Origin of the sequence: uncultured Granulicatella sp., from assembly GCF_963515615.1 — a bacterium.
In the GTDB taxonomy this organism is placed as follows: Bacteria; Bacillota; Bacilli; order Lactobacillales; family Aerococcaceae; genus Granulicatella.
On sequence record NZ_CAUPZT010000058.1, the window covers coordinates 1 to 8504 of the forward strand.

At 33.7% G+C, this 8504-nt stretch carries 8 protein-coding genes, 1 pseudogene and 1 riboswitch; all 9 genes and pseudogenes read right to left on the reverse strand.

Translation table 11 applies throughout. The features are described 5' to 3' along the window. A partial coding sequence (locus RYL55_RS07735; RefSeq protein ID WP_315008421.1) for an amino acid ABC transporter ATP-binding protein occupies positions 1-569 on the reverse strand: 569 nt, incomplete at its 3' end. Between the two features lie 5 nt (positions 570-574). Next, positions 575-2229 (reverse strand): annotated as a pseudogene (locus RYL55_RS07740) (ABC transporter permease subunit). Between the two features lie 143 nt (positions 2230-2372). Beyond that, a riboswitch (Lysine riboswitch) is annotated at positions 2373-2520 on the reverse strand. A gap of 77 nt (positions 2521-2597) precedes the next feature. Further along, complete coding sequence (murC, locus tag RYL55_RS07745) at positions 2598-3929, reverse strand: UDP-N-acetylmuramate--L-alanine ligase (RefSeq protein WP_315008423.1); 1332 nt, start codon at positions 3927-3929, stop codon at positions 2598-2600. 24 nt (positions 3930-3953) lie between these two features. Continuing rightward, positions 3954-4685, reverse strand: a complete 732-nt coding sequence (locus RYL55_RS07750; RefSeq protein WP_315008425.1) for a hypothetical protein — start codon at positions 4683-4685, stop codon at positions 3954-3956. A gap of 23 nt (positions 4686-4708) precedes the next feature. Then, positions 4709-5323: a YtpR family tRNA-binding protein gene (ytpR, locus tag RYL55_RS07755; RefSeq protein ID WP_315008427.1), complete on the reverse strand. Its 615-nt coding sequence runs from the start codon at positions 5321-5323 to the stop codon at positions 4709-4711. A 27-nt stretch (positions 5324-5350) separates the two neighbouring features. Next, positions 5351-6436, reverse strand: a complete 1086-nt coding sequence (gene pepA, locus RYL55_RS07760) for a glutamyl aminopeptidase (RefSeq protein WP_315008429.1) — start codon at positions 6434-6436, stop codon at positions 5351-5353. Positions 6437-6534: 98 nt separating this feature from the next. Then, positions 6535-6867 (reverse strand): PepSY domain-containing protein, encoded by a 333-nt coding sequence (locus RYL55_RS07765; RefSeq protein ID WP_315008431.1) that lies wholly within the window; start codon positions 6865-6867, stop codon positions 6535-6537. 12 nt (positions 6868-6879) lie between these two features. Beyond that, on the reverse strand, positions 6880-7545 hold the full coding sequence (trmB, locus tag RYL55_RS07770; protein WP_315008433.1) for a tRNA (guanosine(46)-N7)-methyltransferase TrmB: 666 nt from the start codon (positions 7543-7545) through the stop codon (positions 6880-6882). Between the two features lie 5 nt (positions 7546-7550). Then, the gene (locus RYL55_RS07775) at positions 7551-8348 is read right to left on the reverse strand and encodes a phosphotransferase family protein (protein WP_315008435.1); all 798 of its coding nucleotides are present in this window, start codon (positions 8346-8348) and stop codon (positions 7551-7553) included. Positions 8349-8504 lie beyond the last annotated feature (156 nt).

Below are 8504 nucleotides of genomic sequence, written 5' to 3' on the forward strand. Positions count from 1 at the left end.
CCAGTATGGGCTAAACTCTTCATTGTTTCTAAAACTTCATTCACCATTTCTGGGTCTAATGCAGAAGTTGGTTCATCAAATAATAGTACATCTGGTTGCATTGATAAAGCTCTAGCAATTGCTACACGTTGTTTTTGACCACCAGATAATTGACGAGGACGAGCATTTAAATACGCACTCATTCCAACTTTTTCTAGGAAGCCTTTTGCAATTTCCTCAGCTTCTTCTTTTGATTTTTTCAATACTTTAATAGGACCCACTGTACAGTTTTCTAATACATTTAAGTTATTAAATAAATTAAATTGTTGGAATACCATTCCTAAATGTGTACGATATTCATAAATATTTGTATCTTCATCTAAAATATTTTTTCCGTTATATAAAATTTCACCAGAAGTTGGTTTTTCTAATAAATTCACACAACGTAACAATGTTGATTTCCCTGAACCAGAAGAACCAATAATCGTTACTACTTCACCAGATTGTACTGAAAATGAAATATCTTTAAGGACTTCATGAGTCCCGAATACTTTATTTAAATGTTTAATCGTTACTACTTCTTGACTCATGATTCTTATCCTTTCCCTTTCGTTTTTTCGTACACAGATGCCATTGAATTAGAATTTAATGGATCCGAATGAATAATTTCATAGTTATCTGGTCCGTCCATTCTACGTTCAATATAACGTAAAATTTGTGTTAAAACAGTTGTCATAATGAAATATAAAATCAATGTAACAAAGAATGTTTCAAAGTAACGGAAGTTTGCTCCCGCAACTGTTTTTGTTGCAAAATATAATTCTGAAACAGAAATAACGTTTAATACAGAAGTATCTTTAATATTAATTACAAACTCATTACCTGTTGCAGGTAAAATATTACGAATTACTTGAGGGAAGATAACATTCATCATTGTTTGAGTATGTGTCATCCCAATCGCTTGAGCAGCTTCAAATTGTCCTTTGTCGATAGAAATAATTCCTCCACGAACAATTTCAGACATATAAGCACCCGTATTAATTGATACAATGAAAATCGCAGCAAATGTACGATCCATATCAATTCCAAATGCTAAAGCTGATCCATAATAGATAACCATTGCTTGTACAATCATCGGAGTTCCTCTAAAGAACTCTGTATAAGCTGTTAAAATCGCATTAGCAATTTTCAAGCTTATTCTTTTTGACCCTTTTTCTGGCATTGGAATAGTTTTTACTAATCCGATTAACAACCCGATAACCGTTCCAATAATTGTCCCAATAATAGAAATATATAAGGTTACCCAAGCTCCATTTAGAAACATTGGCCAATTATCTTGTATAATTTTGATAATCCATTCAATATTCATCTTTTGTCCTCTTTCTTTTTTTAATTATGTATCTAGAAGGGTTACCCCTTCTATTTTAATAAAATATGTTAGTTTGCTGCAGGTTGATTTTTGATTGCTTCATCCATAATTTGTTGACGTTCTGCATCAGAAATTTCTGATAAAGCTTTATTAATAGCATCTTTTAATGGGCTATTTTTTTTCAATCCAACAGCTGTATCTGTATCTTCATCACTTGCTTGGAATCCATCAGTTAATTTAATCATCACAAAATCTGAATTTGCAGTTTGAGCAGAAACACCTTCTGGTAATTCAGAAACATATGCATCAATTGTTCCAGCTTGTAATGCAACACGCATAGCAGGGAAGTTATCCATTGCAGGTTGTTTAGCAACTCCAGGAATTTGGTCAATCACACTATAGTGGAAAGTGTTTAATTGTCCAGTTACTTTAGCTCCTGAAAAATCAGCTAATGTTTTAGCTTGTTCGAATTTACTTCCTTTTTTAACAATCATTACTAATTGTGATTTGTAATAGTTATCAGAAAAGTCAATTGCTTCTTTTCTTTCAGCAGTAGGACTCATACCAGCTATGATTGCATCTAGTTTACCAGAAACAACACCAGGTGTTAAGCCATCCCACTCAGTTTTTACAATAACTAATTCTTTATTTAATTTTTTAGCGACACGTTTTGCAATTTCAACATCATAACCGCCCGCATAGTCATTTGAACCTTGGATTTTTACTCCACCGTTAGCATCTGTTTGTTGTGTCCAGTTAAACGGAGGATAACCCGCTTCCATCCCAACTACTAATTGGTTGCTTGATGCTTTACTGCCACATGCTGCTAACCCTAAACCGATTGCTACAGTTAATAATCCTTTTAATAAATTTTTTTTCATAAAAATCCTCTCCTCTTGGTTATAAACTTCAGGACTCAAATAAAAAAGAGAGATCACGAACAAAAGGTCCGCAATCTCCCCTGAATAGACTTTTACCCTAAAAAAGTGTACAGAAAAAATTAGCATAAACTGCTTTTGCCCGGTAATTGATTGCACTTCACACTGGTCTGGGCAGAGAGTGTGACAGTGACTGACCTATTATGACCAGCCCCCAACATAGCTTTGCTACATTTCGGCGAAATCCCCTTTCCGTAATCACGTACTTTTGTCATCCGCGCCTCAAGTTCAATAACCATATATTTAATTAAGTAATGTCATTCTAGCAAAATGAAAATATGATGTCAACTGTTTTCATTAAATTTTCATCATTAATTTTGTGTTGGAGAAGTACTACTTAATAATTGCTCATAAGCAAATTCAAATTTTTGAACATCTCCTGCTCCCATAAAGACAATAACAGCATCCTTATAAGTTAATAATGGTGAAACATTTTCAATTTTTAACACACTAGCTCCACCTTCTACTAATGCTGCTAAGTCTTCAATTGAAACATTTCCTGATTTTTCACGAACAGATGCAAAAATATCACATAAATAAACATCATCTGCTAAAGATAAAGCTTTAGCAAATTCATCTAACAAAGCAATTGTTCTTGTAAATGTATGTGGTTGGAAAACAGCTACAATTTTCTTTGTAGGATATTTTTGTCTTGCAGCATCTAATGTTGCACGAATTTCAGATGGATGATGTGCATAATCATCAATCACTGTAATTTCTTTGATTTTTTTCTCTGAAAAACGACGTTTAACTCCACCAAATGTTTTTAAATTAGCTGCTAACTCTTCCGGATTAAAATCATTTAAGTAATAGAATGTAATAATCGCTAACGCATTTAAAATATTATGCGTTCCAAATGTTGGAATATCAAATTTGCCATAAAATTTACCATGAATATAAACATCAAAATGGCTACCTTGTGTATCTTTTTCAATATTTTCAGCTACAACATCATTTCCTTTAGCAATTCCATAATAGGTAATTGGCGTTGTTACATCTAACTCACGTAGTCTTGTATCATCTCCACATGCAATAATTCCTTTTTTCACTTGACGTCCAAATGATTCAAAAGCACTTTGAACATCGTCAATATCCGTGTAATAATCAGGATGATCAAAATCAATATTTGTCATAATAGCATAATTAGGTTTATACGCCATAAAATGACGTTTGTATTCACAAGCTTCTAATACAAAATATTCAGATGCTTCTACTCCATGTCCTGTACCATCACCAATTAAATAACTTGTTGGTTCCATTGCACTTAAAACATGCGCTAATAATCCTGTTGTACTTGTTTTCCCATGCGAACCTGTTATTGCAACACTTTGGTATCCTTTTAATAATTCACCTAAAAATTTATGATAACGAATCACTTCAATCCCTTTTTCACGTGCTGCTACTAATTCTTCGTGACTATCTGGAAAAGCATTTCCAGCAATAACAACTTGTCCTTCTTGAATATTATCTGCACTAAACGGAAACATTATGATTCCCGCATCTTCTAAGCCTTTTTGAGTAAAGAAATAATTCTCCAAGTCAGAACCCTGAACAGAATATCCTTCTCCATGTAATACTAAAGCTAACGCACTCATTCCTGAGCCTTTTATACCCGTAAAATGATAAATTTTACTTTTATCCATGATCAATTCCACTTCCTATGTTTACTATTTACTATATGGTAATGTATCTTTCCCTTGTTCTTGTTCCATAATCCATGATAATGAACGATTCATTGCTCTTCTTTGTTTTCCTGGTAAAGGTTGCAATTCAGGAGCTAAAACTTCCATCGCTTGCGTATCAGGTAAATGATTTAATAATGTTTCTTGCACTATTTGTGTCGTTGGAAGATCTGATTGAAGTTTTGTTGCTTTTTTCGAGGATTTCTCCACTACTTTTTGCGATACTTCAACTTCATCGACCTTAACCAAAGGTGTTTCTTCACTTGAAAAAATTAATAATTCCTCAGTATTCACTCTCAAATTTTCTTCTAATGCTTCATAAGGAATTTGTTTTTTTATTTGAGAAGGTGGTGTCATTCCTTTTAGAATAGAAGGAACTGTAGAAGGAGTAAATCGTTTTCTTGCAGGCTTTTCTTGTAAAAAACTACGCCATTTCTCCCGATTATTTCCTTTTTGACTACTTTCTTTAAAGGATTGGAAAATTCCATTTTTTGTCTGAGGAGTATCTTTTTCTTCTAAAGCAGATTTCTGTTGCTTTGAAAAAGGCAAATAATGTTCCACAGTCGTTTCCTGTTCACTGTTTTGATTTGTTCCAAAAGGAATTTCTTCTTTTGGGTGTAAATAATTTGGAAAGTCTACCCACTTTCTTTTGGAACTTTGTTTATTTGGTAAATATTGATTACTAATCTCTCTGATCGAACGATGGTTATCTGACAAAAATACCACTCCTCTTCGATTTTTTAACCTTTAAATGGTTCTCCAATAACAGCATCATTATTTAACACTAAAATTCCTTTTTTGGCAGGAGCATTTTCTAAGCCTAATTCACGAGCTGAACATAACATTCCGTGACTTGCTACGCCACGTAATTCACCTGACCAAATAATACTTCCATTAGGCATTACTGTTCCTGGTGTAGCTACTACAACTTTTTGTCCTGCTTTTACATTTAGAGCTCCACAAACAATTTGTAATACTGTATCTTGGCTAACACGTGTTTGTGTAACATGTAAATGATCTGAGTCTTCATGAGGAACACAAGATTCCACATATCCAACTACTAAAGTATCTTTTGGAGATAAATCTAATGTTTCACCATCAAATCCAGCTTCTTGGATTAATGTTTTCACAGTTGCTTGTTCTTCCTCTGATAAAAATTGTTGACCTGCTTTTTTAAAACGGATATGATTTGAAATTCCTGCAATATTGTACCCAATCACTGTATTTGTTTTTTCATCGAATACACGTGTTACTCCATTTTTTGTTTCAATTGCAACATCATAACGACTTGCCGCTCCTGATGTTAATAATAATGTATCTGAAATGCCTTCTTGATTATAAAAACTTAACCACATAATAATCTCCTTAAAAGTATTTTTTTATTAATTTGTTCTTCCATCTAAAATAGTATCTACTGTACTACGATCTAATGCACGAATCGTTTGAATAACCATTTCACGTGCTGCTTCATAGTCTTTAATGGAGAACATTGTTTGATGCGTATGAATATAACGAGCACATACCCCAATCACTGCACTTGGAACTCCTTGATTCATTAAGTGAGCTTTTCCTGCATCTGTTCCACCTTGAGAAACAAAGTATTGGAATGGAATATTATGAGTTAAAGCCGTATCTTCTAAAAATTCCTTCATACGAGGTAAAGTAATCATACCCGGATCCAAAATTCTTAATAAAAATCCTTGGTCTAAATGCCCAAATGTATCTTTTAAACCTGTTAAATCATCCGCTGCAGAACAATCTACCGCAAAGAATAAATCAGGATTGAATTTTGTAACACTCGGTCCTGTTCCACGTAATCCAACCTCTTCTTGAACATTTGCTCCAGCAATTAATGTATTTGGTAATGCTTCATTTTGTAATTCACGTAAAGCTTCTAATACTACAGTACAACCATAACGATTATCCCATGATTTTGCAATCATTCGTTTTTTATTCGCTGTCCAAATCGTTTCCACTAAAGGCACAATGGTATCTCCAGGTCGAACTCCATATTCTTCTGCCTCTTCTTTTGAAGTAAATCCAGCATCAAATAAAATATCTGTTACTTTCACAGATGCTTGTTGCCCACCAGCTGCACGTAATAAATGTGGAGGAACAGAGCTAGAAATAACAGGATAGTCTCCTTTACGAGTTTGCAATGTAAATCGTTGCGCAGAAACAACATATGGATTCCATCCACCTAATGGGCTTACTTTTAATAAACCTGTTGCAGTAATATTGGTTACCATAAATCCAACTTCGTCCATATGTGCTGCAATCATAATTTTAGGCGCATTTGCATCTTTATGGTCACGAACCCCAAAAATGCCTCCTAAACCATCTTGCTCGATACGATCGACTAATGGTTCCAATTCTTTTCTCATAAATTCTCGAACATTTTTTTCATGTCCACTAGTTGATTGTAATTCTGTTAAAGTTTTAATTAAACTTTCTGTTTTCTTTTCCATTTTCTTACCTCCATAAGAATAAAAAGCTCGAATGTACCGTTCCCAGTCCTTTCAGAGCTCCTTTTTTACGTCGCTCTTTATATGAGCTTTCCTCATCATTAGGCTGACGCTATTTTATATAAATCTAGAACTGCACCCGTTTTTGCATCTGCAAAAAATTCATATTGCACTAATTCTTCTTGTTCTTTACGAGTAATGCCACCATAGTATACATAACCACTAAAATCTTCTTGTTCGATATACACGGGTTCCATTTCAATCCATGAACCTTCAATCGTTCCTACAATGGTAAATAAACGACGAACATTCCCTACTATAACATCCCCATTGACTAATTTCTTTTCATAAAATTTAGAAACAAACCATGCTCCTAGAAAAGCTCCAGTTGCAAGGAAAAATCCTGCTGTAAAAGATGATTTATTTTTTGACATTTTACCACTCCTCTACTTTACTTCATAGGGATGACGTTCTTTTGGAAAAATTGCTTCTACTCGATAAATTGGATGTCCTTTAGCAGAAAACTTTTCTTCATATTCGGTCATCACATTGCCTTCAAACTCTACTTGGTGTAAATCTAACAACACTTGTTTTAAAATCATTCCAAATTGAGAGAACGAAGCTAAACTATATTCAAATAAGCCTCGATTATCTGTTTTAAAATGAATTTCACCCTCTAGTGGTAATACTTGTTCATATGCTTTTAGAAAATCTGCATGAGTCAAGCGTCTTTTAGCATGACGTTTTTTAGGCCATGGATCAGAGAAATTTAAATAAATGCGATCCACTTCAGCATCTTCAAAATAATCTGTCACTGTTTCACCATCAATATGCAATAATTGTAAATTTGGAACTTGGGCAGCTAATGCTTTTTCTAACGCAACAACAATAACACTTGTTTGAATTTCAATCCCGATATAATTAATATCTGGATTTTTCTTAGCCATTTCACTAACAAATTGACCTTTTCCAGACCCGATTTCAATATGAATCGGATGATCATTTCCAAATCTTTCTTTCCAGCGCCCTTTCCATTCTTCTGGATTTTGAATCACCATTTCTGGATGAGCTAATAAAGTATCTTTAGCCCATGGTTTATTTCTTAAACGCAATCTTTTTACTCCTCTTCTTTCATCAAACGATGATTGTAAATTGATTTTACAACTAAAATTTTTTCGTTCATTTCATAATAACGACCTTCAAAATGACTTTTCTTAATAAAGTTTAAACAATTCATCAAAGCATACCATTCGATTCGTTGGTAAATATTCGTTGATAAGTTTAAACCATAGGCATCTAGCCATTCCCCCCATTGATGAACAGGAATATATTGGGTTAAAATCATTGTTAAATCCGATACAGGATCTGCTAAACGAACCATTTCCCAATCTATTAAATATAATTTATCATTTGCCAATAAGAAATTACGACGATCTAAATCTCCATGGCAAACTGTTTTTCCTGCTTCTAATACAAGAGGTAATGTTTCTTTTAAATAATCTAACACTTCAGATAAAAAACGATGCGTTTGTAAACCGGTCTGTAAATTGACTAAATAATCTTCAATGAAATGCTGAGCAGTATATTCTTCGCCTTGAATTTTTTGAAGCATTAATAGTAAATTAGGAGACTGATGGATTTCTTTTAATAAATCAATCACTTCCATCGAATTCATTTCTTCAGTTGTTAAGGATCGACCATTTAACCATTCTTGAGCTGTTAAAACATCTCCATTTCCAGATCTCTTGGTCCACATTAATTTAGGGGCAATGCCTTCACCAGATAAAGCAGCTAAAAAAGGCGATGAGTTTCTTTTTAAAAAGACTCTCTCCTGAGCTCGAACTGCCATATAAGCTTGACCGGTATCTCCCCCAATTGGATGTAATTCCCATCCTGCATCCATATTTTGTTCCATATTTCTATCCCTACCGACCATTTCTGAGTTTATTCGTTATCTTTCATTGTATGCTGTCCTATTGTTCTCGTCAAGTTTATAGGTAAAATTCTATTTCTTTTTTTCTAAGAAACACAAACATTTGTGACACGAACCAGTGTCAATACAACTTGTGGG